This window comes from Methylocystis suflitae (assembly GCF_024448135.1).
Taxonomy (GTDB): domain Bacteria; phylum Pseudomonadota; class Alphaproteobacteria; order Rhizobiales; family Beijerinckiaceae; genus Methylocystis; species Methylocystis suflitae.
Genome location: NZ_JAMRYX010000187.1, coordinates 1 through 24,072, shown reverse-complemented (window position 1 = coordinate 24,072; position 24,072 = coordinate 1). Strand labels below are relative to the sequence as shown.

Genomic DNA, 24,072 nt, shown 5'->3' with positions numbered 1-24,072 from the left:
GCGCGCAAGCGCGGCGCGTCGAGGCGAACCATTCGATATTGTTTCAGAAAAGCGCCGGCGCCGCCTTGGCGTCCGTTGGAAACAGCTTATCGTCCCCTTCCACTGCGCGGGGCAAACAGACGCGCGCGATCAGCCCGTTGGGCTCCCGATCGAGCAGCGACACGGATCCGCCGTGGTTCTCGACGAGCGAGCGCACAATCGATAAGCCGAGTCCAAATCCGCTGTGCTCGTCAAGCGTTCGTCCCGGCTGACCGCGAACGAAGGGCTCGAATGCAGTGTTCTTGCCCTCTGCTGACATTCCCGGTCCGTCGTCAACGACGTCGACCTCGATGAGCGCTCCCGGGCCTTCCGCGATATAGATGTCCACAGTCTTCGCGTGATGCGTCGCGTTTTCGACGAGATTGGTGAAAATGCGTTGCACGTCGCTAAGCGATCCGAAGACCATTTGGTGACCGTCGCCATGGTAGGTCACATGGTGCCCAAGGTCGCAGAACTCGTCGGCGACAGTTTGCAGAACGCTGTCGAGATCGACCAGGGAACAGTCGGACTTGTCGTCTCCCTCGGCGCGCAAATACTGCAGGTTCTTGAACAGCATTGCGTCCATGAGATCGACGTCGCGCATCATCCGCTGCTGAAGGCTTTGATCTGACACAAATTCCGTTTTCAGCTTCAAGCGCGTGATGATCGTTCGCAAGTCATGGCTGACGGCGGCAAGCACATGAGCGCGCGCGGCGATCATTTTGCTGATGCGCGCCTGCATGCGATTGAGCGAGCGGGTCAATTCGCGAACTTCCTGGGGACCTCGCTCCGGGAGCTGCGCTTTCGTATCGACGTCGTTCGGAATCTGCTCAGCATATTTCGCGAGTCGTCGCAGCGGCGCCATGATCGCGTTCAACGCCCAGAACACGAAGATCCCGGTGAATATGATAAAGGACAGGGCCGTTCGCGCTCCTTGAGTCAGGATGAACGGTTCGTCATCGGCATGTTGCCAAAGCCATCGCCATATCGAACCGGGAGATTTTTGATGCTCGGCGATTGAGACCGTCGCATAGCCGCCTTTATGCAATTCGACGGCGAGCACGCCGTAATCTCCGGGCGCCGAACTTTCGACCTCGAACACGTCCGCGCCGCCCCACAACAGCGAGTCGATGTGGCGAATTTCGTTTTCAAAGGCGAGATCGCCGCCGCCCGTCGAAGACGTCGCCGCCGCAGGGCGCGACTCCTGGATCTCGATGCTGGCGTAGGGAACGGCGTGAGAAAGTGCTGAAATGACATTGGCTCTCTCCGAGAGCGGGGCGACGTCCAAAGCGAGGATGATGCTCGCGATGAAGTCTCCTTGGTCGACGATATGCCGCCTGCCGAACACATGGAACATGCCGATGACGATGGTCTGGAACGCCACGATCGACACGAAAATAAGCAGCGTGATTTGCACGGCCAGCTTGTTGAGCCGGAAACGCCAGGGAAGGCGAGTAGGGTTCATGCGCGCGCCACATGAGTGGAGAAAATATAGCCCTCGGAGCGAACCGTCTGGATGAACGCGGGCTTTTTTGGATCCGCTTCTATCTTCTGTCGAAGCCGGCTGATCAGCACGTCGATGCTGCGCTCGAAGGGTCCTGTCGTCGGGCCATGCGTCATGTTGATCAGTTGCTCGCGCGTCAACACCCGATGGGGATTTTCGCACAAAGCATGCAACAGATCGAATTCGGCGCCGGTCATGGCCACCTTTATGCCGCACGGCGCGACGACCTCTCGAGCCAGCACATCGACGCGCCAGCCCGAAAAAAGATACGCGTGCCGTAAGGCCCGCCCGTCGACGGCGTCCGGGTTTTCAATTCGTCTCAGCACGGCCCGGATGCGCGCCAGCAGCTCGCGCGAATTGAAAGGCTTGACGATGTAATCGTCGGCCCCGAGCTCGAGACCCAATATTTTGTCGATGTCCGCCGACTGCGCCGTCAGCATGATTATTGGGATGCGTCTTTCGGATCGCACCCGCCGGCAGATCGACAAGCCGTCTTCGCCGGGAAGATTAAGATCGAGGATCAGCAGGTCATAGGCTCCGGCGCTGAATGCAGCGTCCATTGCCTGGGCGTTTGCGGCCACCTTTGTCTGAATATCGTGCGCTGCGAGATAGAGCGAGATGAACTCGCCGATTTCGGCGTCATCCTCCACGATCAGAATTGAAGTGGGAGCGGTCAAAGGAGGCGCAATCGCTTTCGTTGGAGCTCGCCGGAACCTAATCATGCAATGTTTCTAGAGTGTTTCCACCACAAAAAAGCCTCCGCCCCGCGACGGTTCAGTAACTCTCGTCTGATCTTGTCGGAATTGGGAAAAGAATCAGAAACAATCTCTGTGGTCTGAAAAACTGGAGAAACACCACGGCCGCTGGCCTGTCCTATGTTGCGGCCGCGCTAACCGGTTAGCGCCAAGGTTTCGACTGAGCGCGATGGCAAGGACACCATATGAAAAGCAAGGCTCAGGCTGTCACCCACGTGGAAGCGGTCGCGGCAGAGGCGAGCGCCTCTCGGCGCCTCAGCTCGTCGTCGCAAGAATGGCTGGGCAAGGACCAAGGCGGACCCGCCGTGGATGAGAATCGCTTAAAATTCGCAGGGACGATTCCAACCCGGTTCACGCCGAAGACCGGTCTCGCCGGATTGGCAGAAAATTGGCGCGCCGACCTTCTGTCCGGCTTTCTGGTCTTTCTTATCGCGCTGCCGCTATGCCTTGGCATTTCGATGGCGTCGGGTTTTCCGCCTCAGGCGGGCATCATCACCGCCGTCGTGGGCGGCCTGCTGGTGTCACGAATCAATGGCTCTTTCGTCACCATCACCGGCCCAGCGGCGGGCCTCATCGTGGTCATTCTGGACTCGGTGCAGGCGCTCGGCGGCGGCGACGCCAAAGCCGGCTACCACTACACCTTGGCGGCGATTGTATGCGCCAGCGTCATTCAGATGCTGATGGGCATCATGAAAGCCGGCAAGATGAGCGCCTTCTTTCCATCCTCGGCCGTGCATGGCATGTTGGCGGCGATCGGCATCATCATTATGGCCAAGCAGATTCACGTCATGCTCGGCGTGAAGCCGGATGCGCAGACGCTGTTTGAGACGATTGGCGCCATCCCCGCTAGCCTTCGCGACATGAATCCGGAGGTCGCCATTATTGGCGGCATTGGGCTTTTGATCCTGATCGCCTGGTCCCTGGTGAAGAGTCGCCGTCTAAGAATGATCCCGGCGCCGCTCGTCGTCGTGATCATCGGCATGGCGCTCGCGCAATATTACGATCTCGACGATGAACATATCTATCTGTTCCTACCGGACTATGCGTTTCTACCGCATCACGAATTCACGATCGGTCCGAAATTCCTTGTCTCGATTCCGCAGAACTTCCTGTCCGGCTTCGCCTTCCCGGATTTCTCGCTGATCGGCTCCCGCATGTTCTGGCAGCAAGTCTTTGCCATCTGTCTCGTTGGCAGCCTGGAGAGCCTGCTCAGCTCGGCGGCGGTCGATAAGCTCGATCCCTATAAGCGCACATCAGATCTCAACCGCGACGTCGCGGCCGTCGGCTTCGGCAACATCATCTGCGGCATGATTGGCGGTCTGCCGATGATCGCAGAAATCGTCCGCAGCTCCGCCAATGTGAATAATGGCGCGCGCACGGGGTGGGCGAATTTCTTCCACGGGTTGTTCCTGCTGACCTTCGTCGCACTCTTTCCGAGGGTCATTCACGAGATTCCGCTTGCCTCGCTGGCGGCGCTGCTGGTGTTCACCGGCTACCGACTTGCGTCGCCGCTCGAATTCAAGAAGACGCTGGCGATCGGCTGGGACCAGCTCGCTGTTTTCGTGATTACCATCATCGGCGTGCTGGCGACTGATCTCTTGATCGGCGTCGCCATCGGCATCGCCGCCGAGTTCCTGTTCCACTTCTGGCGCAGCGTCAATTGGGGACAGGTCTTCAAGTTGCATCGCGACGTCGTGGAGCGCGCGCCGGGCGTATATCAGGTCACGATCGGCGGCGCGGCCTTTTTCGCCAATTATCTTGCGCTCAAGGGCGATCTCGCTAAAATTCCCAGCGGCAAGACCGTTGTCTTTGATCTCTCTGAGTCCTGGTGCGTCGATCATACGGTGATGGAGAACCTTCATCACTTTTGCGATGACTATGAAGCAAACGGCGGCCACGCAGAGATTCGCGGACTGGATCAACACGTCGCGACGTCAAAGCATCCCCTCGCCCCGCGCAGGCGCAGCGTCTAGTTTGTAAAGTTCACGCAAAGCGCAACCGACGACCGTCGCGTCGATTCGAAGGTGACACCTATGCCGCTCTACCTGGCGCTGACCTGTGTCAGCGCCCTGCTCACCGTCAGCATCTACGCCATCGTCGACAGGCGGAACCACGACGTCAGCCGAAACGTCTACCGCCTTTGCACCGGCCTCTGCGGCGTCCTCTTCCTCGCCGCGGTCATGCCACGGGGCGCTCATGTCGTTTCGACGACTTTGCCGCTCGGACTGCCGTGGATCGGCATGCATTTTCGCATCGACGTCCTGACCGCGTTTTTTCTCGCCGTCGTCAATCTGGGCGGCGTGGCGGCAAGCGCTTATGCGATCGGCTATGGCGCGCATGAGAAGGAGCCGATGCGCGTGCTGCCGTTCTATCCAGTCTTTCTCGCTGGCATGAACCTGGTCGTGCTGGCCGACGACGCCTTCACCTTTCTCGTCGCTTGGGAATTCATGTCGCTTACCTCATGGGCGCTCGTGCTGACGCACCATCATGAGGAGGAGAACAGGCGCGCCGGTTTCGTCTATTTGTTAATGGCGAGCTTCGGCGGTTTTGCGCTGTTGATGGCGTTTGGCGTTCTCGGGGGCGTGGGCGGCGCCTACGACTTCGCCTCGATTCGCGAGTCGACCAAGGAGGGATGGAAGACGGGCCTCGTCCTGGCCCTCGCGTTAGTCGGAATGGGATCAAAAGCCGGACTCGCGCCCTTGCATATCTGGCTGCCGCTCGCCCACCCGGCGGCGCCGAGCCATGTCTCGGCGCTGATGAGCGGCGTCATGACCAAGGTCGCCGTCTACGGCTTCATTCGCGTCGTGTTCGATTTGCTCGGGCCGCCGGCTTTCTGGTGGTCGGTCGAGCCGATGACCTTTGGCGCAGCGAGCGCCCTCATCGGCGTTCTCTTCGCGACGATACAGAGCGATCTGAAGAAGCTGCTCGCCTACAGCACCATCGAAAATATCGGCATCATCTTCATCGCGCTCGGCCTTGCCTTGGCGTTCAAGGCCAATGGCATGGCGCTGCCGGCCGCGCTCGCCTTCACGGCGGCGCTCTTTCACGTTTTCAATCATTCGCTGTTCAAGAGCCTGCTGTTCTTTGGCGCCGGCGCGGTATTGCACGGAAGCGGCGAGAGAAGCATCGAGCGGCTCGGCGGTCTTATTCACGCCATGCCGAAAACGGCAATCCTTTTTCTCGGCGGCTGCGTCGCCATCGCCGCCCTGCCGCCGCTGAACGGTTTCGTCTCGGAATGGCTGGTTTTTCAGGCGATCCTGCTGAGCCCGGCGCTGCCGCAATGGACCGTGAAGCTCCTCGTGCCGGCGGTCGGCGTGGCGCTGGCGCTGAGCGCGGCGCTCGGCGCGGGCTGTTACATACGCGCCTATGGCGTCGCCTTTCTGGGGCGCCCCCGCAGCGAAGCGGCGCGCGCGGCGCACGACCCGGATCGCTGGTCGCTCGCGGCCATGGCGGTTTTGCTGACGCTGTGCCTCATGGCCGGTCTGCTGCCGAGCCTCCTCATCGACACAATCTCACCCGTGGCGAAAGATTTTGTCGGCGGCCGCATGCCGACGCAGGCCGAACTCTCCTGGCTCTCGATCGCGCCGATCGCCGAAAGCCGAAGTTCCTATAATGGGCTTCTGGTCTTTTTGTTCATTCTCTTCTCTGCATATTCGGCGCGATGGGTCATCCACAAATTTGGCTCGGCGCGGTCGCGGCGCGCGCCGGCCTGGGACTGTGGCTACATCGAAACCAGCCCCATGACGCAATACACTGGCAGCAGCTTCGCGCAGCCGATCCGGCGCACCCTTGGCGCCATCGCCTTTTCGGTGCGGGAGCGCCTCGACATGCCGGCGCCGGGCGATACGCGGGCCGCGCGCTTGAGCGTCGACATCAAGGATCGGATCTTCGACTATCTCTATGCGCCCCTCACGCGGGCGGTTGAGTCCTGCGCCGCTGGGCTGAACATCCTCAGTCTCCTGACGATCCAGGAATATCTCGCGCTCGTTTTCGCGGCGCTCGTCTTCCTCCTGGTCCTGGTGGCGATATGACGCTTCTTTTCAACATCCTGGCGCAAGGCGTCCAAATGCTTTTGGTGCTTGCGCTGGCTCCGCTGCTCATCGGCTTTGTTCGAAAGCTGAAGGCGCGCCTCTTGCGCCGCAAAGGACCGCCGATCATTCAACCCTGGCTCGATCTCATTCGGCTGCTGCGCAAGGAGGTCGTCCTCGCAGAAAATGCGTCGTGGCTGTATCGCGTGGCGCCCTATCTGATCTTTGCGATGATCTGGGTCGCCGCATCGCTGGTGCCGACCTTCGCCACGGGATTGACGTTCAGCTGGTCGGCCGATCTCATCGCCATCATCGCCCTGCTCGGCAGCGCCCGTTTTTTCCTTGCGCTCGCGGGCATGGACATTGGAACGAGTTTTGGCGGCATCGGTTCGAGCCGCGAGGCGATGTTCGGCTCGCTCGCCGAGCCGGCGATGATGATGATCGTCTTCACCGTCTCCTTCGTCGCCGGAACGACGCAGCTCTCTGAAATTGCGGCCTATATGGTCGCGAATATGGAATTGCGCGCCTCCGTCGGCATGGCGCTCGTCGCGCTGCTCATCGTCGCCATCGCAGAGAATGGACGGATTCCCGTCGATAATCCGGCCACTCACCTCGAGCTGACGATGGTGCATGAGGCGATGGTTCTCGAATATTCCGGGCGCTATCTCGCGCTCATTGAACTCGCCTCCGCGCTCAAGCTGCTCCTTTATCTCTCGCTCATCGCCTGCGTCTTTTTCCCCGTTGGGCTCGCCTCGCATGATGCGGGCGCGGAGGCGATGATGATCGGCCTTTGCGCTTACATCCTGAAGCTGGCGATCGGCGGCGGCGCGCTCGCGCTGTTTGAGACAACCACAGCCAAGATGCGCATCTTCCGCGTTCCCGACTTTCTCGGCGCGGGGCTGATGCTTGGCCTCCTCGCGACGCTGCTCGTTTTCGTGACACGGAGCCTCTGATGGAGCTTTTGACAATCGACATCGCCCATGTGCTGGCGGGCGCGCTCCTGCTGACGAGCTTCATGCTACTGTATCAGGACCGACTGTCGGGGCTGATCAATATCTACACGCTGCACGCCGTCATTCTGTCGCTGTCGGTCGCCTGGCAGGCCTATTACCAGGACGCGCCGCACCTCTATTTCACGGCTTGCATCGCGGCGATCTTCAAGGCGCTGATCATTCCCTTCAGCCTTCGCCGCATCATCAAGCGTTTGCGCATCCACCGCACCGTCGAGGTCGTTGGCGGCGTCGGCATAACCATGCTCATCGGCATATTTCTCGTGGCGCTGTCGCTCGTCGTCATGCTGCCGGCGACCGCCTCCGCCGATCCGCTGTCACGCGAGGACATCGCATTCGCCTTGGCGATCGTGCTGCTGGGACTGCTGATGATGGTGACGCGACGCAACGTCGTGAGCCAGATTATCGGCTTCATGTCGCTGGAAAATGGTCTGGTATTGGCTGCGGCAGGAGCGAACGGCATGCCGCTCGTCGTCGAGATCAGCGTCGCCTTTTCCATTCTCATCGCCTTCATCGTGATCGGCATCTTCCTGTTCCGCATCCGCGAGCGATTCGACAACGTCGACCTTTCTGAACTCGATCGCGTGCGCGGAGGACGTTCATGAGTTCCGATCTATTGCTGGTCTCGAACGCGCTTGTGGGCATTCCCGCCGTCGCGGCCATTGCCGTTGCGCTTGAGCCGGCCTACCGACGCTCGGCGATCATCAACCTCTGCGCCTCCGGCGCGACGTTTCTCTTTGCGCTTGTGCTTCTCGTCGTCGAGCCCGAAAGCGGCGGCTATCTCTTTGTCGACGACCTCAACATCGTTTTTGTTGTGCTCTCGACCTTCATCGGCTTCACCACGAGCGTCTATAGCGCGAGCTATATCGACCATGAGATGGAAACTGGCCGGCTGACCACGAGAAACGTCCGCTTCTATCACGCGATGTATCAGTCGCTGATGTGCGCCATGAATCTGGCGCTGCTCGCCAGCAACATCGGCCTCATGTGGGTCGCGGTCGAAGTTGCGACCCTGACAACCGTGTTGATGGTCGGCATGTACCGCACGCCGCACGCTCTCGAAGCCGCTTGGAAATATTTCATCCTCGGCAGCGTCGGGATCGCGCTGGCGCTCTTTGGCACGATCCTCATTTACATGGCGGCCGAGCCGGTTCTGGGACAGGGCTATGACGCCATGGTCTGGAAGACGCTCATGCAGCAGGCGCCGCAGTTCAATCCGCGGATGCTCAATGTCGCCTTCGTGTTTCTGATGCTCGGCTACGGCACCAAGGTCGGCCTGGCGCCGATGCACGCCTGGCTTCCGGATGCGCATGCGGAAGGCCCGACGCCGATCTCGGCGGTCTTGTCCGGGCTCCTGCTCAATGTCGCGCTTTACGCGGTGCTGCGGTTCAAGATGCTGCTGACGGCCAATGCCGCGGCGATTACGCCAGGCCCGCTGATGATCACGCTCGGCCTTGCCTCGCTCATCATGGCGGCCATCATGCTTTACCGCCGTGGCGACATCAAGCGGCTGTTCGCCTACTCCTCCATCGAGCACATGGGCATTATCGCCTTCGCTTTCGGCATGGGCGGACCGCTCGCCAACTTCGCCGGTCTGCTGCACATGACGATGCACAGCCTGACGAAGTCCGCGATCTTCTTCTCGGTCGGCCACATCGCGCAGGTCAAGGGCACGCAAAGAATCGCCGACATCAGAGGACTGACGCAGAGCCAGCCGGCGCTCGGCTGGTCCCTCGTCGCCGGCGTCGTCGCCATCATCGGCCTGCCGCCGCTTGGCATTTTCATGAGCGAATTTCTCGTCGTGAGTTCGACCTTCGCGCGCCAGCCGCTCCTCGCTATTCCGCTCGTTTTCGGCCTTCTGCTGGCTTTCGGCGCCTTGCTATTGCGGCTCACCGGGATGGCGTTCGGCGAGCCAAGCAGCGACAAGGGCGAGGTACGGGCTTCGATGTGGCCTGTCTACGCGCATCTGTCGCTTGTGCTGCTGGCGGGCATCTATCTTCCCTCTCACGTCGTGACCTGGTTCCAGAACGTCGCGCGACTGTTAGGCTGAGCTCGAAGGATGAAAAGATGAACTTCGCCAGCAAACAGAAACCGGCCCAGCCGTCGCCGCCGACGTGTCTGCCCTGGCCGCGTGAGATCGTCGACAGAGCCGGTTGGCTCGCTTTCGCCGAAAGTCTTGCGAAGGGCGAGCGCGAGCTCCTCAGCCTCTGGGGCGAAAGTTCCAACGTTCACATGGCGGTGCTCGAAGAGCGCGAGCCGCGCCTGCGCATCATCACCTTGGACTGCCCCAAGGGCTCCTTTCCATCAGTCGGGCGATTGCATCCGCCGGCGTTGAGGCTCGAACGCGCGATCCGCGATCTTTATGGCCTCAGAGCCGAAAATGCGCCCGACGAGCGGCCCTGGCTCGATCATGGCCGTTGGGGCGTGCGTCATCCTTGCAACGACCCCGAAAAGATCGACTCCGCCAGTGACAGCTACGCGTTCCTTCCCGCAGAAGGCGAACCGCTCCACCAGATACCGGTCGGACCCGTGCACGCCGGCATTATCGAGCCGGGTCATTTTCGTTTCTCGGCCAATGGCGAAACCGTCGTGCGGCTTGAGGAGCGATTTGGCTTCGTGCACAAGGGCGTCGATCAACTGATGGCCGGCGCCTCGATCGAGCGCGCCGCGCGTCTCGCGGCGCGCGTGTCCGGCGACAGCACGGTCGCCTATAGCCTCGCCTTTTCGCAGGCGATCGAAGCGGCGTTCGACGTCAATGTTCCGCCGCGCGCGACATATCTGCGCGCGCTGATGGCTGAACTCGAACGGCTCGCCAATCATTTCGGCGATATCGGCGCTATCTGTAACGACGCGGCCTTCGCATTGATGCATGCGCAGTGCAGCATCGTCCGCGAACGCATCTTGAGAGAAGCGGCAAATTGCTTCGGACACCGCCTGATGATGGATCGCATCGCGCCGGGAGGCGTTGTCGTCGATTTGGCGCAAGAGAAGGTCACGGCGCTGTTCACGCTGATCGAGTGGATCGAACTCATGACTCCGCGGCTGATCGCGCTCTTCGGCGACACGACGTCGCTGCAGGATCGGACCGTCGGAACTGGCGTCGTCAGTGAGGCCCTCGCAAAGCAATATGCGTGCGGGGGCTATATCGGACGCGCCTCCGGCCGGACATTCGACGCGCGCAAGGCGATGGGTTACGCCCCCTATCCGCAGCTGACGTTCGAGATCGGCGCCGCGACGGGAGGCGACGTCGACGCGCGCGTCTGGGTCCGGTTCGATGAAATCAGAGCCTCGCTGCGAATCGTCAGACAGATTCTCGACGAAGCGCCGGAGGGTCCGATCATCGCCGCATGGGCGCTGCCGGAAGACTGGACGCGCGAAGGCGCCGCGCTTGTCGAAGGATTCCGCGGCGATATATTTGTCTGGCTGCGCATTCGCGCTGACGGCGTGGTGCAGCGCTGTCATTTGCGCGATCCGTCCTGGTTCCAGTGGCCGCTGCTCGAAGCGGCGATCAAGGACAACATCGTCGCCGACTTCCCCCTGTGCAACAAATCCTTCAACTGTTCCTACTCGGGGCATGATCTCTAGGACACGCGCGCGATGCAGAAATTCTTGCTTCAGGGCCTGCTCCGCCGCGCTCTGACCGAACAGGCCCCCATTCCGAATCCTGCGTCGCTCGCGGAACTTGGCTACACGCTGGGGCGCACCGCGCGCCAAAAACTGGGTCGCAGTCTGTCGATCCGCGAAGTCGACGCGGGCTCCTGCAATGGCTGCGAGCTGGAGATCCACGCGCTCAACAACGCCTATTACGATCTCGAGAGATTCGGCCTGCGCTTCGTGGCGTCGCCGCGTCACGCCGACGTCTTGCTCGTCACCGGACCGGTGACGAAAAACATGCGCGAAGCGCTCGAGCGAACCTATGCTGCGACGCCGGATCCAAAATGGGTGATCGCGGTCGGCGACTGCGCCTTTGACGGCGGCGTTTATTGCGAAAGCTACGCATGCGTCGGCGCCGTCGCGAAAGTCGTCCCCGTCGATCTTCATATACGCGGCTGTCCGCCTGATCCGACGACTCTGCTCAAAGGATTGATCGCCTTTGTTGAAACGATGAGCTGAAACGACTCAGCTTCGAATGTGGCGATGCGCCGTCGCCCGGCCGATTCTCGAAATGCGCGAGCAATATTTCCTCGCCAGAGAAAAACTCGGGAAAAACCTACGTACGAAAACTTGGCTAGAACGAGAGCGCGCTTCGCATATGCGAGTCGCGGCGTTCAACGCGATGAACTTGCTGTCTTGAAGCCCGGCAAAGCGCTCGCCGCTCACGTGAATGAAGACGCAAGCGAGGCTAGTCATGAATCTCCCAGGCTGGAAGCATGTCGCGGCAAGCGGGCTTGTCGCGGTTCTCTCGACAACGGCGGCGCATGCCGCCTCAAGCGACGCGATTGAAGCGAGGCTGCGAGCGCTGGAGGCGGAGATCGCAAAGCTGCGGCGAGAGGCTCGCCAGGCCAAAGAGGACGCCCAGCAGGCGACTCAGTCCGCTCAACGAAGCGCGGCGAAAGCCGAAGCGGCGCACGCCGCGACGTCGCTCATGCCGCCGGTTTTCGTCGCGTTCAAAAACGGCCTGTTCGTCGAGAGCGCGGACAAGGCTTATAATTTCAAAATCGGCGGGCGCATGCAGTTCGATGGCGGCGGCGCGGCGCAGCCGCTCAACGGCTGGTCAGCCCAGGCCGGCGTTCGCCAGGTGCGTCTCGAAGTGGAGGGCAAGGCTGCAAAATACTGGTTCTACAAACTGCAATATGATTTCGCCGGCTCGCAATATGGCGCGCCTTTCAATGCGCCAGTTCAGGGAGGCATTCGCGACTTCTATCTTGGTCTGCAGCATCCCATTCTCGCGCTGCTATTCACGAAGGAGCCAGCCTTCATCCATATCGGCAGCTATTTCGAACCCTTCAGCCTCGAATTCACCGCGTCCTCGCGATTCCGCGACTTCATCGAACGCGCCATGGCGGTCGAAGCCATTGCGCCGAGCCGCCACCTTGGCGCGGCGATCGGCGCCTATGGCGACAATTGGACCGCCAAGGGCGGCATCTTCACCACGAGCTTCGAAGATTTGAACACAAACCCCGCAGTCGGCGCGCCGCCGTTGTTGGGGATTCCGGCGAGGGCGGGTTGGGTCCCAACAGGCGGCGGTCAATATTTCGATCTGACCGGTCGATTGACCTACGCCCCGATCATGACCGAGCATGATCTCCTGCATGTCGGCGTCTCGGGCCGCTATCACCAGCCCAACAGCGCGACGGGATTGTCGGACGATCGCGTGTTGCGCATCGGCAACCGCATTCGCTCGGAAGCCTATATCCTCAATCAGGGGCTGCTCGGCACGCCGGATCTTTCATGCGGCTCCGTCGCTCTGCCGGGATGGACGTCTGCCGCCGCGGCGCATTGCGTCAATAGCGTTGAGGCCTTTGGCGTCGAGCTCTCCGCGGCGCATGGGCCGTTGTCGCTGCAGGCCGAATATCTGGGGCAGCAAGTCAATCGCAACACGACCAATATCGCGCTCGCGCGCCTCGCAGGCGCGTTCGCGCCGGGCGGCGCCTCGCATTATTTCAGCGGCTTTTACCTCTACGGGCAATGGTACCTGACCGGCGAGGAGCGCGCCGCCGCATATGACGTGACGAACAAACTCGGCGCGAACTTCAATCAGATCACGATCAAGCATCCGATGAGCGCGGGCGGCTTTGGCGCACTTGGGGTCGCCGCGCGCTATAGCGCGCTCAATCTCAACAGCGGACCCTATAGCGGCTCAAGCCTCTACAACATGCTCGCCTATACGACGCTCATCGCGCCCAATCCCGCGGCCGCGTCTTATATCGGCAACGCTGGCGTGGTCGGCGGTCGCCAGCAAAACGTCACACTGGGACTCAATTGGTATCCTGACAATGGATTCCACTTTCAGTTCAACTGGGTCCATGTGCTGCAGGCCTCTGCGCCGCTCAATGATTACGCCTTATTCACAACCGGCGTTCCGACGCGGCAAGGCCCCTATGTCAACGGCGCCCATCCCGATCTCTTCGAGGCGCGCGCGCAGGTCTATTGGTAGGCGATCCGCGAACGAGCGAAATGACTCTTTGGTCCGCAAAAGGAACAGGCGCTCAAGCTACCCGGCCCATCGTCGCTTTCGAGGGTCCAATGCGCTTCATTGTTCGAAAGCCCATATCCGGCTCCAATCGCTTTTCATGCTGATGACGAACCAACCTTGCCGCTTCGCCTCGTCATGCAAAGACTGAGGAAAAGTCCCAATTTTCGTATCGGGCAATCCGAGCGCCGGACCATAGGCGTATTCGCGCTGAGCGTCGTCGTGCAAAACCAACATTCCAAATCGCGCGCCGTCCCCCGACGTCGTATATTCAAGCATCTGCCGGTCGCCCGTTGAGTTCCCGAATGCGGCGCGCGGCCGACGACCGATCATCAAATGGATGGCCTCCGGCTTGCCGACTCCGACGTCGCTGAGCAGCGTTTCGGGGCTCTCGATCAGAACGGGACGCCCGCGCTTGTCATAACGATAGCTTACGCTCTCCAGAGTTCCGACAACCTGCTCGGGCGGAACGCCATAGGTCTGCTCTGCATAGACTCGCACGAAATCTTGCCCGCCGCCGGTGACGATGTAGGTCTTGTAGCCGTTGGCGCGCAGATGCTTCATCAGCTCGAGCATCGGCAGATACGTCAGTTCGGTGTAGCGGCGCCCCCAGCGCGGGTGTCTCGCTGTCTCGAGCCATTTCGCCGCGTCGGCTCTAAACTGTTCTACGCTCATGCCGCTGAGCGGCGCGGACATGATCTTGATGAGGTCCTTCGTCGAGAGCTTCGATATCGCCTCCATGTTGCGTGAGAGCGCCGTCTTGAAGGGTTCGATCTTCGCTAGCGCCGGTTTCGCCTTTACGACGGCGGGCAGGCGATCCAGACAATACATCAACTGCGGATATATCGGATGGGACGCCCAAAGCGTGCCATCCTGATCGAAGACCGCGATGCGCTCCTCGGGCGGGGCGAATTTCGTGCTGGATGGATCGGTCGTCGCTCGAATGAATTCGACGATTGCATGTTTGGTCGGACCTTCGTTCCATGACGGAAGCGGATCGCTTCCCGCCCTGACAGACGCTCCCGCCAACAGGAATGCTGTGGCCATCACAGCGATCAGGAAGCCCAGTCTAACCAGCGCTTTCATCATTCCTCCCCGATAAGCCGAAAGTCGTCCAAAGAGCGCTCTCGCGACGTCGCATGTCCGCGCTAACCAATGGTTGGCGATAGACGATGGGCGGGGCCATTTACAAGCGATTTGCGTGGTCGATTGTGCTCGTCACTCCCAACGCGAAACATGAAGCGCCTTCGAGCGGGGCGTCGCGTCTTTTGGAGCAGCTGCTTCGCCCCGAAGCTCTATTGAGAGCCATAGGCGCCGCGACAAATTTGCAACGCTCGGCGCAATTCGTCGATGAAAGACGCGAGAAGATCGGAACAGAGCTTGATTTCATTCGTTGTTAGGATGACGCTCCTAAATAGGTTGTTCAGTGGTCCGTCTCTTAAAGAAGGAGATTTCCAATGACCGCCAGGAAGCTTCAGCGAAGGCGAAGCGCGATCAGATCGCTTCTCCAGAACCTCGAAACGCGTCCATTCTGCGAAGATCATTTGCCGCACTCCGGCGGATGGCTGAGCCAGCCTCGGCCGAAGCTGGCGCGCGGCTCGTCCAGCGTCGGCGGTCAAAGCGATCGCCGATAGATATTTGCCGCCGCGCCTGTGAGCGCCTCGCCGCGCCAGCATTGGACGCGGACAGCATTCCGCAATCGCACGCCCCGACCGTGGATGTAACGGCGGGGCGTTCTGCATAGAGCGGCAAAGGTCGCATGCAGCGTTGATCGAGGCTCCTTAGAGGCGGTAGCAGCTCTTGCTGCGGCGTTACTTTTTGGCTCGGGGGGATTCCGGCGCCGCCAGCACATTTTCAATCGGGCAGTCGAAGTCCCAGACGACGCCTGCGCTGTCGTATTGGAGCCTTGCATCCCCTCTCAGGTTCAGTCTGATCATGTCACGAATGACGGTGGACCCGAAGCCCTGACGCGCCGGCGGAACGACCGTGGGACCCTCCGTCTCACGCCAGCGCATCGTGAAGCGCCGGCCTTCGCCATCGTGCTCGCGGACGCCCCATTCGATGTCGACGCGGCCATCCGAGTTGGACAGAGCGCCATATTTGACGGCGTTGGTCGCCAGCTCATGCAGCGCCATGCTGAAAGATTGCGACGCCGGGGCCGAGATGATCAGCGACGGGCCTTTTAGCCCGATGCGATCGTCGATCAAATCCTCCAGATGAGCGAGCTGCGAGCGCACGAGATCGCTTAGCGGGACGCCTTGCCAATCGCTGGCGACCAGCAGGTCCTGGTTCGCGGCGAGAGACAATATGCGCTCTTGAAACGTCTGCTCGAAGTCGCGTCCTGGATTGCCCGCGGTCGCCCGTGCGATGGCCAGCACGATGCTCAACATGTTTTTCGAGCGGTGATTGAGCTCACGCATGAGCAGAGCGCGCTGTTCCTCCGCGCGCACGCGCTCCGTCACGTCCCTCGACAGCACGGCGACTCTTGGGCTTTCCGCTTCCTCGACGCGGAAGACAAAGGCGTCGTAGATCTTGCCAAGCGTTCGCGCTCTGCGGACGACGCGTTCGGCGTTCCCGGACGCCGCGACTCTGCCGATCGTATCGATCCAGTCCTTTTCCAGGCTGGGCACGAGCTCGCGACCGGTCCGCCCTTCAACTTTCTTCAGCCCGGTAATTGCCTCAAACGCCGGATTGACTTCGAGGAAGCGGTAGTCGACCGCATGACATTCCTCGTCATAGAGCGGCTCGACCACCGTGAAGCTTTCGTCAATGGATTCGAACAGCAGGCGATACCGCGACTCGCTGTTGCGCAGCGCCTCCTCCGCGCGCGCCCGCTCGATCGCCGACCACGTTCGCTCGGCGACATCTTCCGCGACCGCCGCCTCGGCGGCGCTCCACGTCCGCGGTAGCCGCGCGTGAGCGGTAATCACCGCGACAAGCCGGTCGTCCTTGATCAGCGGCGCGGCCAGCAAAGCGGAGATCGAACGGCTTGCGAATGACCTTAGGGTCTCAGGCGCCGCCGTGCGCGGATCGTTGCGGACGTCGCTGACGACGATTGTTCTGCCGCGCTTAAGGTCAGCAACCAGGCCCTCTCCCCAACTCTCGAGACGATGGCGCCCGACGTTGCTCGGCGTCGCGCCGTCGTTCCAGTCGAGCTGAACAGTTGCATATTCACCGGCTTCGTCGATCTCCGCATAGGCCGCCTGGTTGGCCGCAAGACGCCGGCCCAGGACCCCGCTGGCCGCCGCCTGAATCGCCGCGGGATCCGCCAACGGGCGCAAACGGTCATTCAGATCGATGAGGAGATTTTGCCGAGCCTCCCGGTCCCGACGGTTCACCTCGCACGTCTGCAGCTCCATCGTGTCGCGTATGGCGAGAAGGGTCAGGTTAAGGTGATCGAGCTGACGGCCGTTCACCAGCATCACCCGAGGACCGAGGCCTTGGAACAGGTGCTCGATCTGGTAGTCGTGGAAACTCTGGCGGGCAGGGAGAATGTCCTCAAGCAGCTGTCGCAACTCCGGTGTGTCCCACTGGCCTTCGCCCAGCTCGTAAATGGGACGCCCTTCCGTCTCCTTGGGATCACCCCCGAAGATTCGATAGAAGGCCGGATTTGCCGAGTAAACGGTGAGGTCCCCGTGGAGAACCAATAGCGCTTCATGCACGCTGTCGATCAGTTGCTCGGAAAATTCGATCCGGCCTTCGAGTTCATGACGAAGCCGCTCACACTCGCTCTCGTCGGATATCCCGAGCAGGATCCATTCTTTTTCATCCGGACTGCGGATGCGCTTGGCGCTCAGCCGCAGGATGCGCCGGCCGATCTGCTCGAAGTCATGTTCGACGCGGCAATCCTTGATCGTACTGTTTGGCTCAACGATTTGCTCTAGCAGCCGGCGCAGCTCCGGAATGTCCCATTGCCCGTGGCAAATCTCATAAACCGGCCGGCCGACTGTCTCCTCGCGCGTTACCTGAAACTGGCTCAGAAACGCCTTATTGGCGACCTCGACCGTGAGCTGTGGATCGAGCGCCAGAAGTGGCAGGCCCACGGTCTCCAGGATTGATCTCGAAGAGGCGGAAATGTCCGTCTCAATTGACATGCCGACCTAGCTCGAGGCGACTATCGCCCTCGCGAAAGGTAAGGCGTTTTGCCGCGAGAGAAACCCCGAGGCGCGAAAAGCATGCGGGCTAAGGGATCGTCTGGCGAATCTCGATTATGATGTCTCCAATCGCCATTAACTGTCGATTCGAGGGGAAACGTGCTTTTGAAATTCTTGATGTCGCAGACGACGCTCGTCATGGCGCTCATGCTCACATTCGCCATGGCCGCAGTCGCGCTTTTCCTGTGCTGGCTCAGCTTCGCCTCGCGCTTTGCCGCCTATGTGCAGAACTGGAAAGGCGTCGTGCCGCCATTCATCGCCGTTCCGGCGACCCTGTTTGGCCTGCTGATGACGTTCCTCTCGCAAGACGTCTGGGAAGCAAATCGCAGCGCCTATCGCGCCATCGCCATGGAGCGCGAACAATTGGCGACGCTCGCGGCGCTTTCGGGCAATCATGGAGTCAACGCGGACGATATTTCGCGCGCCGTGCGTGACTATGTGGAAACCGCCGTTGGCCTCGAATGGAAGACCATGGAAGACGGCAAAGAATCGCCGGAAACCGAGGCCGCGCTGAACCGACTCACGCGCGCGGTCGCCAGCGCGAGAATCGAGCCAGCCTTCCAGCGCGCGCTCGTCGATACGGTGATGCGTTTGCGATCGGCGCGGGAACTGCGACTGGCGATTGCGGGGGCCTTTCCCGACGATCGCAAATGGACGGCGGTGATCGTCATCGCCTTCATCACGCAAATCGCCCTTGCCATCGTGCATCTCGACCGCCCAGGGCCTCAGCTTCTCGCGCAGGCGATTTTCGCTTTGGCGGCGATCGTCCCCATATCGCTGGTCGCATCCGTGGACGACCCCTATTCGCCGCCCAATGCGGTGAGTTCGGAGCCGCTTGCGCAGCTCCTGGAGCGCTATCCGCAAAAGTGACCGAGCCGCCCCTTTAATAGCGCCCTGCAGACGCAGCTCAGAGTTCCAAGAAAGTTGCACTAACCTTCAACGAGCGCCGAGACGCGTTGCTGCGCTGAACCCGGGTCCGATCGAGACGAGCCAATGACCAAAATTCAGAAAGTGGTGGGCACCGCCTTTGTCGTTGCGGAATTCCGTAATGACGAAAACGTGCAGCCCCATCCGCTCTACCGCGATCCCTTCGTCCACCTGTTCCTCGATCGGGAAACGAAAAAAGCGGCGGATCGCATTTCCCAGTCGTTCCCGCCGATACGGAACAACGTGCGACTGCGGACGCGCTACTTCGACGACCGGCTTCGTCATCAGATCGATCAAGGCCGCCAACAGATCCTCATACTTGGCGCCGGACTCGACACAAGGCCGCAGCGGATCACCGCCAAAGGCGTCGCCTATTTCGAGATCGACGCTCCAGAAACCCAGGCGTTCAAGAAGGCGAAGCTCGAAGCAAGCGATGTTGATCCCAACACGAAATATATTGGGGCGGATTATGTGACGGATGGCATGATCGGTCTCCTTCGTCGAAGCGGATTTGATTTCAAACTTCCCACGCATGTCATATGGGAAGGGAACACGATGTATTTGGATGAAGCGGCGGTTCGCCAGATCTTGACGGACCTCATGCGCCACATCGAGAGCTGCTCGGTGTCCTTCGACTATTTCGCCGAGGATGTGATCAAGAGCGCAACCGGCGATCCTGAAATCACTAGCGTCGTCGAGCGATTTGCCGCAATGGGCGCCCCTTGGACATACGGGATCGACAATCTCGCGGCGCAAGCCGCGCGGTGCGGGGCGAGCGTGCTCGATCGTTGCACGGTCGCCGACCTTCATCGGACCTACTGGCCGGATCAACCGTTGGCGTCGCCCCTTTACGGCTATTATTCGCTTTGCACGCTGCAGAACGCGGTGGCGTCGTAATACGCGCGTCGCGGCCCGCGCTGGGGAACGAACGCAGCGCCGTAAAGTCGTCAGGGAGACGGCCCAGCGCTACATGAATATCAAAGTCGTAAGACAGGAGACCCCCATGCCAAAAGGCATTCTGTTCACGGGCGATTTTGAGGTATCTGCGATGCCCGCGCTCATTCCTGGCAGCTGGTATATTGGATTTGCGTGCAAACAGTGCCGACAACGCTTTGCTTTTCTGAGCGAGCTGACAGGCACGGGCGCTCTGGAGATATCCGGGCCCGCCACATTTAAGGTGACGTGTCCGAACTGCGGCGCGCGCGGAGAATATTCGGCCACCGAGGTCATACAGTTTCAGGCCGCTCAGGGCGGCCCATCGTCAAACGCCTAGATGTGAGCTTGCAATAGGTTGTCCATCCCGACGGGACCGAGGAAAGTGGAGTTGCGGGCCACAGCTCTCACGGCTCAACGGGCCTTTTCGTAATGGGCGGTGAAGTGCCGCAGAAATGGCGCCTGTTCAGTGATCCGGTAGGCTTCGATTGATTCGCGCTGGCGGCCGATGGCGTCCAGCACTTCGATCAGATAGTCGAAATGGCTCTGCGTATAGACCCGGCGAGGAAACGCCAACCGCACCAATTCATGCGGCGCTGGTATTTCCTCTCCCCCTTCTGGCGCAGGCTTTCCAAACATCACGCTGCCGAGTTCGACCGCGCGAACGCCGCCTTCGAGATAAAGCGCGTTCACGAGCCCGATGCCGGGATAGTCGCTGGCCCTCAGATGCGGGCAAAACGCGGCGGCGTCGATGAATATGGCGTGACCGCCGGCTGGGCGCACGATCGGTATGTCCCGCGCGATCAGCGCCGACGCCACATATTCGACGGTCGCATGCCGATAGCGCTGATAGTCATATTCCAACGCTTCCAGCAGGCCGACGGAGATTGCCTCCAGATCGCGGCCGGCGAGACCGCCATATGTTGGAAATCCTTCCGTCAGGATGAGCAGGTTGCGGAAATCATCAGCCCATGAATCATTGTTGCAGGCCAAAAATCCTCCGATATTTGCGAGCCCGTCCTTCTTCGCGCTCATCGTCGCCCCATCGGCGAATGAAAACATTTCCCGCGCAATTTCCAACAGGCTCCGATCGGCGAAGCCTTGCTCGCGCTCTTTGATGAAGAAGGCGTTTTCCGCAAAGCGGCATGCATCGATGATCAGCGGGATGTTGTGCTTTTCCAAGATCTGCTTGACGCTTCGGACGTTCTCCATTGACACCGGTTGGCCGCCGCCGGTGTTATTGGTCACTGTCAGCATGCAGAAAGGAATGTTCCCGGCGCCTTCGGCCTCGATCACCTGTTCGAGTCGCGCGAGGTCCATATTTCCCTTGAACCGTTTTTCAGAATGCAAATCGCGCGCGTCGGTCGACGGCAAATCCGTCGCAACGGCGCCGACATATTCGATGTTCGCGCGCGTCGTATCGAAGTGACCGTTGTTGGGAACGACGTTCCCCTGTTTCAAACGCGTCGCCGCCAGAATGCGCTCGGCGGCGCGCCCCTGATGCGTGGGAAAAATGTGTTTGAAACCGGTAATCTCGCGCACGGTTCGTTCGAAGCGCCGCCAGGAGCGACTGCCGGCGTAGCTTTCGTCGCCGAGCATCAGAGCCGCCCATTGGCGGTCGGACATTGCGCCCGTGCCGCTGTCGGTCAGCAGATCGATGGTGACGTGGTCGGCGTCTAAAAGGAAGACATTGTTGAACGCCCTGGCAAGAAGGACTTCGCGCTCGCTGCGCGTGGTGATGGGCAGCGCTTCCGTCATCTTGATGCGAAACGGCTCGATGATCGTTCTCACGGGAATGCTCGCGTTTGAAAGCCGAAACCGATCGGAACGTCGGCCACGTGCTCTTCAAATGGGCCTCATCGCACGGCTGGTCCACTTCCAGGCGCGAACTGCAGGCATCGCCGGCTTCTTCAGAGCGGCGCGCGAGCTTCTGCTCCCTCGTATATTATTCAGTGGGGACATCGGGCTGTTCGTGCGCGCCGTCAGGCGTTCTCGCCTTCGCGCGTTTGACGCGGCAAGCGCATCGCGCCGGCGGCGACGATCGATTGCGGGCGACAGCGCCGTTCAACGGCGATCGTTACTGCCTCTCCCCGAGACCTCCGAAAAACTTGCGAACCGAATTCGCGGTTCGCTTCAGAAAGGTCGAGAGGCCGTCGGCTTTCCGAGAGGCGTGACGGCTGGTGTTTCTGTCCTTCGCTTGATGCTTGGGTTTGGCGTCAACGCCGGTGTTGACGGCTCCGCGCTTTGACTCAGAGGCGTTTTGCTCTTGTTCGGGCTTGATCTGCTCACGCGATCTTTCCGGCGCGACGGCCGCAGGCTCCGCATTTGAATTCTTGTCCGGCTTTGCGGGCGAGGCGCCTTCTGTGGCGCGCGGAGCGGGCGCCGGCAAAGGCGCCGCTGGCGCAGCCTCCCTTTCAGGGAGAGCCCTGTCTCCCTGCTCTCCGGGTGGAGAGCGCGTTTTGCTTCCCTGCTCGGCGCCCGGCGCAACAGGATCCCGTTTCGAGCCTTCCCGCGTTTCAGCCGGAGGCGCAGCAACGGTTGCGGCGTCGCTCGGCCCTGCCGGCGTGGCGCCGCTTTGATGTTTAGGCGCGTCATTTGTCGGCGCGCTCTGATGCTCCGCAGGCTTTGTCGCCGGGGCGTCCGACGTCGCCGCCTTGGGCAATGCGCCTTGGCCGCGATTGACCGTTTCCTTTTTTGTCGGCGGCGACACGCTGGGCCCTTTAGCGCGATTGGTGGAGTCGACAGGGCCCCAGAGCGCTGTTTTGACGCCAATGACGGAAACCAAACCGCCAACAATGACGAGACCGGCGATCATGATGATCCGGCCGGCGCGACTCGGCCGCTTGTCGAGATCCATTCCGACGTCGCGGATTACGAGGGATCCGAGGCCTTGTGCTGAAACTTCATCACTGGCGCCCGCCGGGCGTTGGTTCGCAGACCCGCGATCCTCGGACAGGCTGATGCGCTCCGCGACGCTCTCCGGCGCCGACGAGTCCAGATCTGAAATGGACTGGTCGTCGCCAACGCCCGCCGCTTCTACTTGATCCGGTCGGGCGATCGCTTCTCGTCGCCGTTCTTCTTCCTGGTGACGCTTGAAGCCTTCGATGAGCCAGCTGTCGACGGGAACTTCCTTGCTGGCCGCATGCGTCTGTCCGCTAGGGGATCGATGGCTCGCGGCTTTTGCGCGCTCCTCCTCTTGCCGGCGCCTGAAGGCTTCAGCGATCCAATTACTGCCGGATCCGTCGTAGGCCCGGCGCGTTTCGGCGATGTCGGCGTCGACTGGGGAAGAGCCGCGCTCGCTGCTTCGCCGCGCGTCTTCACGGCGTTTAAAGGCGCCGAGCGTCCAATCGCTTTCGAGAATTTCTTCCAAATCTCATCCCCACTCACCGATTCCGCTTCTGCGCTCATGGCTGCAGCGACGATCATCCGGGAACGCATGAGGCGCTATACGAATGTTCGATGCTAGCTGACTGACGGCGTGCGTCAATGATCCTGGCGCTGGACTCAGCGTCGTGTCAGTTCGCAAGGACTGTGCGAAATGGCGCTCGAATAATTTCCTAACGCAAGCGTTGCTAAAACGACGAAGGGTCGCGATCGAAAGCTCAATGCCGAGCTTACGACGCGCCGTGTAGACGCGGCATGTGACGGTGGCGCGGAAACGGCCATTCGAGGTAAGCTCTCGCTGTAACGGGAAGAGACGACCGGGAAGCGACAAGAAAGAGCTGGAACGGCGCGGCGGCCGAGCGGCCGCGACCGCCTGACGGCCACGACGGAAGCGAGTCCAGATAATTTCGACAAAAGGAAACAGACTATGCGGACTGTCCTCAAATTTTCGATTGCGCTCGCGTGTGCTGGAATCTCCCATCCCGCGCTGGCGGCCCAGTGCGGACGCTCGGCGGCGGGCTTCGACAATTGGAAGCAGGAATTTGCCCAGGAGGCGCGCGGCCAAGGCATAGGTCAGGCCGGCATCAGCGCGCTCATGGGCACCCATTACAACGCGGCGACGATTTCCGCCGATCGCGGCCAGAAGAGCTTCCGCCTTTCACTCGACCAGTTCCTCGCCAAGCGCGGCGGCTCGGCCATCGTGTCGCGCGGCCGCGCGCTCAAGCGGTCCTACGGCGGGCTGTTCGCTCAGATCGAGCAGCGTTACGGCGTGCCGCCGGGACCTCTTCTCGCGATCTGGGGAATGGAGACCGGCTTTGGCGCGGTGCATGGCAACCAGCACGCGCTGTCGGCCGTGGCGACGCTGGCTTATGACTGCCGCCGCTCCGACTATTTCACCGATCAGCTCTATGCCGCGCTGACATTGGTTGATCGGGGCGCGCTGTCGCCGAACGCCCGCGGCTCCATGCATGGCGAAATCGGCCAGACCCAATTCCTGCCGAAAAACATCCTGAATTACGGCGGAGGCGGCAATCTCGACAGCGCGGCGCCCGCGCTCAACGCCACGGCGAATTTCCTTCACGCCCATGGTTGGCGGGCCGGCGGCGGCTATCAGCCGGGCGAAAGCAATTTCGGGGCGATCCAGGCGTGGAACGCGGCTTCGGTCTATCAACAAGCGATTGCGCAGATTGGCCGACAGATCGACGCCGGCGGCGCCTATCAGTGAC

Annotated in this window: 17 protein-coding genes; 11 read left to right on the top strand and 6 right to left on the bottom strand. The window is 61.0% G+C overall.

The window, feature by feature from the left end; genetic code table 11:
• Positions 1 to 43: 43 nt before the first annotated feature.
• Positions 44 to 1,483 (bottom strand): ATP-binding protein, encoded by a 1,440-nt coding sequence (locus NEI07_RS14375; protein WP_256035450.1) that lies wholly within the window; start codon positions 1,481 to 1,483, stop codon positions 44 to 46.
• Positions 1,480 to 2,199, bottom strand: coding sequence for a response regulator (locus NEI07_RS14370; RefSeq protein WP_256035449.1), 720 nt, complete (start codon positions 2,197 to 2,199; stop codon positions 1,480 to 1,482). The genes NEI07_RS14375 and NEI07_RS14370 overlap by 4 nt, the downstream gene beginning before the upstream one ends.
• A 263-nt stretch (positions 2,200 to 2,462) precedes the next feature.
• Here NEI07_RS14370 and NEI07_RS14365 point away from each other — a divergent pair, with 263 nt between their 5' ends.
• From NEI07_RS14365 to NEI07_RS14330, 8 genes are all read left to right on the top strand, one after another.
• Complete coding sequence (locus tag NEI07_RS14365) at positions 2,463 to 4,250, top strand: SulP family inorganic anion transporter (protein WP_256035447.1); 1,788 nt, start codon at positions 2,463 to 2,465, stop codon at positions 4,248 to 4,250.
• Positions 4,251 to 4,310: 60 nt separating this feature from the next.
• Positions 4,311 to 6,308: a hydrogenase 4 subunit B gene (hyfB, locus tag NEI07_RS14360; protein ID WP_256035445.1), complete on the top strand. Its 1,998-nt coding sequence runs from the start codon at positions 4,311 to 4,313 to the stop codon at positions 6,306 to 6,308.
• Entirely contained in the window at positions 6,305 to 7,258 is a 954-nt protein-coding gene (locus NEI07_RS14355) for a respiratory chain complex I subunit 1 family protein (RefSeq protein ID WP_256035443.1), read from the top strand. Before hyfB ends, NEI07_RS14355 begins: the two co-directional genes overlap by 4 nt.
• Positions 7,258 to 7,920: a hydrogenase-4 component E gene (locus NEI07_RS14350; protein ID WP_256035442.1), complete on the top strand. Its 663-nt coding sequence runs from the start codon at positions 7,258 to 7,260 to the stop codon at positions 7,918 to 7,920. The genes NEI07_RS14355 and NEI07_RS14350 overlap by 1 nt, the downstream gene beginning before the upstream one ends.
• Positions 7,917 to 9,365 carry a hydrogenase 4 subunit F gene (locus tag NEI07_RS14345; RefSeq protein ID WP_256035439.1) on the top strand — a complete coding sequence of 483 codons (1,449 nt, stop codon included), beginning with the start codon at positions 7,917 to 7,919 and terminating at the stop codon, positions 9,363 to 9,365. The genes NEI07_RS14350 and NEI07_RS14345 overlap by 4 nt, the downstream gene beginning before the upstream one ends.
• Positions 9,366 to 9,382: 17 nt before the next feature.
• The gene (locus tag NEI07_RS14340) at positions 9,383 to 10,900 is read left to right on the top strand and encodes a hydrogenase large subunit (protein ID WP_256035436.1); all 1,518 of its coding nucleotides are present in this window, start codon (positions 9,383 to 9,385) and stop codon (positions 10,898 to 10,900) included.
• 12 nt (positions 10,901 to 10,912) lie between these two features.
• Positions 10,913 to 11,428, top strand: coding sequence for an NADH-quinone oxidoreductase subunit B family protein (locus NEI07_RS14335; protein ID WP_256035435.1), 516 nt, complete (start codon positions 10,913 to 10,915; stop codon positions 11,426 to 11,428).
• 235 nt (positions 11,429 to 11,663) lie between these two features.
• Positions 11,664 to 13,412: a porin gene (locus NEI07_RS14330; protein ID WP_256035433.1), complete on the top strand. Its 1,749-nt coding sequence runs from the start codon at positions 11,664 to 11,666 to the stop codon at positions 13,410 to 13,412.
• Between the two features lie 96 nt (positions 13,413 to 13,508).
• Here NEI07_RS14330 and NEI07_RS14325 read toward each other — a convergent pair whose 3' ends face one another.
• Together NEI07_RS14325 and NEI07_RS14320 are read right to left on the bottom strand one after the other, a co-directional pair.
• A complete protein-coding gene (locus NEI07_RS14325; RefSeq protein ID WP_256035432.1) occupies positions 13,509 to 14,534 on the bottom strand; it encodes an HAD family hydrolase in 1,026 nt (341 codons plus the stop codon).
• A gap of 725 nt (positions 14,535 to 15,259) precedes the next feature.
• Positions 15,260 to 17,542, bottom strand: coding sequence for a PAS domain-containing sensor histidine kinase (locus NEI07_RS14320; protein ID WP_256035431.1), 2,283 nt, complete (start codon positions 17,540 to 17,542; stop codon positions 15,260 to 15,262).
• A 177-nt stretch (positions 17,543 to 17,719) separates the two neighbouring features.
• Between NEI07_RS14320 and NEI07_RS14315 the strand changes: the two genes are divergently transcribed.
• Both NEI07_RS14315 and NEI07_RS14310 read left to right on the top strand, forming a co-directional pair.
• The gene (locus NEI07_RS14315) at positions 17,720 to 18,472 is read left to right on the top strand and encodes a bestrophin-like domain (protein ID WP_256035430.1); all 753 of its coding nucleotides are present in this window, start codon (positions 17,720 to 17,722) and stop codon (positions 18,470 to 18,472) included.
• A gap of 123 nt (positions 18,473 to 18,595) precedes the next feature.
• Positions 18,596 to 19,426 carry a class I SAM-dependent methyltransferase gene (locus NEI07_RS14310; RefSeq protein WP_256035429.1) on the top strand — a complete coding sequence of 277 codons (831 nt, stop codon included), beginning with the start codon at positions 18,596 to 18,598 and terminating at the stop codon, positions 19,424 to 19,426.
• Positions 19,427 to 19,876: 450 nt separating this feature from the next.
• Here NEI07_RS14310 and NEI07_RS14305 read toward each other — a convergent pair whose 3' ends face one another.
• The gene (locus NEI07_RS14305; protein ID WP_256035428.1) at positions 19,877 to 21,253 is read right to left on the bottom strand and encodes a tryptophanase; all 1,377 of its coding nucleotides are present in this window, start codon (positions 21,251 to 21,253) and stop codon (positions 19,877 to 19,879) included.
• Positions 21,254 to 21,539: 286 nt separating this feature from the next.
• Positions 21,540 to 22,832, bottom strand: a complete 1,293-nt coding sequence (locus NEI07_RS14300) for a hypothetical protein (protein WP_256035427.1) — start codon at positions 22,830 to 22,832, stop codon at positions 21,540 to 21,542.
• Between the two features lie 441 nt (positions 22,833 to 23,273).
• Between NEI07_RS14300 and NEI07_RS14295 the strand changes: the two genes are divergently transcribed.
• Entirely contained in the window at positions 23,274 to 24,071 is a 798-nt protein-coding gene (locus NEI07_RS14295; protein ID WP_256035424.1) for a lytic murein transglycosylase, read from the top strand.
• Position 24,072: the final 1 nt, after the last annotated feature.

Coding starts and splice junctions, on each gene's coding strand:
- NEI07_RS14295 (WP_256035424.1), top strand. CDS start 23,274: ATGCGGACTGTCCTCAAATTTTCGATTGCGCTCGCGTGTGCTGGAATC.
- NEI07_RS14325 (WP_256035432.1), bottom strand. CDS start 14,534: ATGAAAGCGCTGGTTAGACTGGGCTTCCTGATCGCTGTGATGGCCACA.
- NEI07_RS14345 (WP_256035439.1), top strand. CDS start 7,917: ATGAGTTCCGATCTATTGCTGGTCTCGAACGCGCTTGTGGGCATTCCC.
- NEI07_RS14350 (WP_256035442.1), top strand. CDS start 7,258: ATGGAGCTTTTGACAATCGACATCGCCCATGTGCTGGCGGGCGCGCTC.
- NEI07_RS14335 (WP_256035435.1), top strand. CDS start 10,913: ATGCAGAAATTCTTGCTTCAGGGCCTGCTCCGCCGCGCTCTGACCGAA.
- NEI07_RS14320 (WP_256035431.1), bottom strand. CDS start 17,542: ATGTCAATTGAGACGGACATTTCCGCCTCTTCGAGATCAATCCTGGAG.
- NEI07_RS14330 (WP_256035433.1), top strand. CDS start 11,664: ATGAATCTCCCAGGCTGGAAGCATGTCGCGGCAAGCGGGCTTGTCGCG.
- NEI07_RS14315 (WP_256035430.1), top strand. CDS start 17,720: ATGTCGCAGACGACGCTCGTCATGGCGCTCATGCTCACATTCGCCATG.
- NEI07_RS14375 (WP_256035450.1), bottom strand. CDS start 1,483: ATGAACCCTACTCGCCTTCCCTGGCGTTTCCGGCTCAACAAGCTGGCC.
- hyfB (WP_256035445.1), top strand. CDS start 4,311: ATGCCGCTCTACCTGGCGCTGACCTGTGTCAGCGCCCTGCTCACCGTC.
- NEI07_RS14340 (WP_256035436.1), top strand. CDS start 9,383: ATGAACTTCGCCAGCAAACAGAAACCGGCCCAGCCGTCGCCGCCGACG.
- NEI07_RS14310 (WP_256035429.1), top strand. CDS start 18,596: ATGACCAAAATTCAGAAAGTGGTGGGCACCGCCTTTGTCGTTGCGGAA.
- NEI07_RS14365 (WP_256035447.1), top strand. CDS start 2,463: ATGAAAAGCAAGGCTCAGGCTGTCACCCACGTGGAAGCGGTCGCGGCA.
- NEI07_RS14355 (WP_256035443.1), top strand. CDS start 6,305: ATGACGCTTCTTTTCAACATCCTGGCGCAAGGCGTCCAAATGCTTTTG.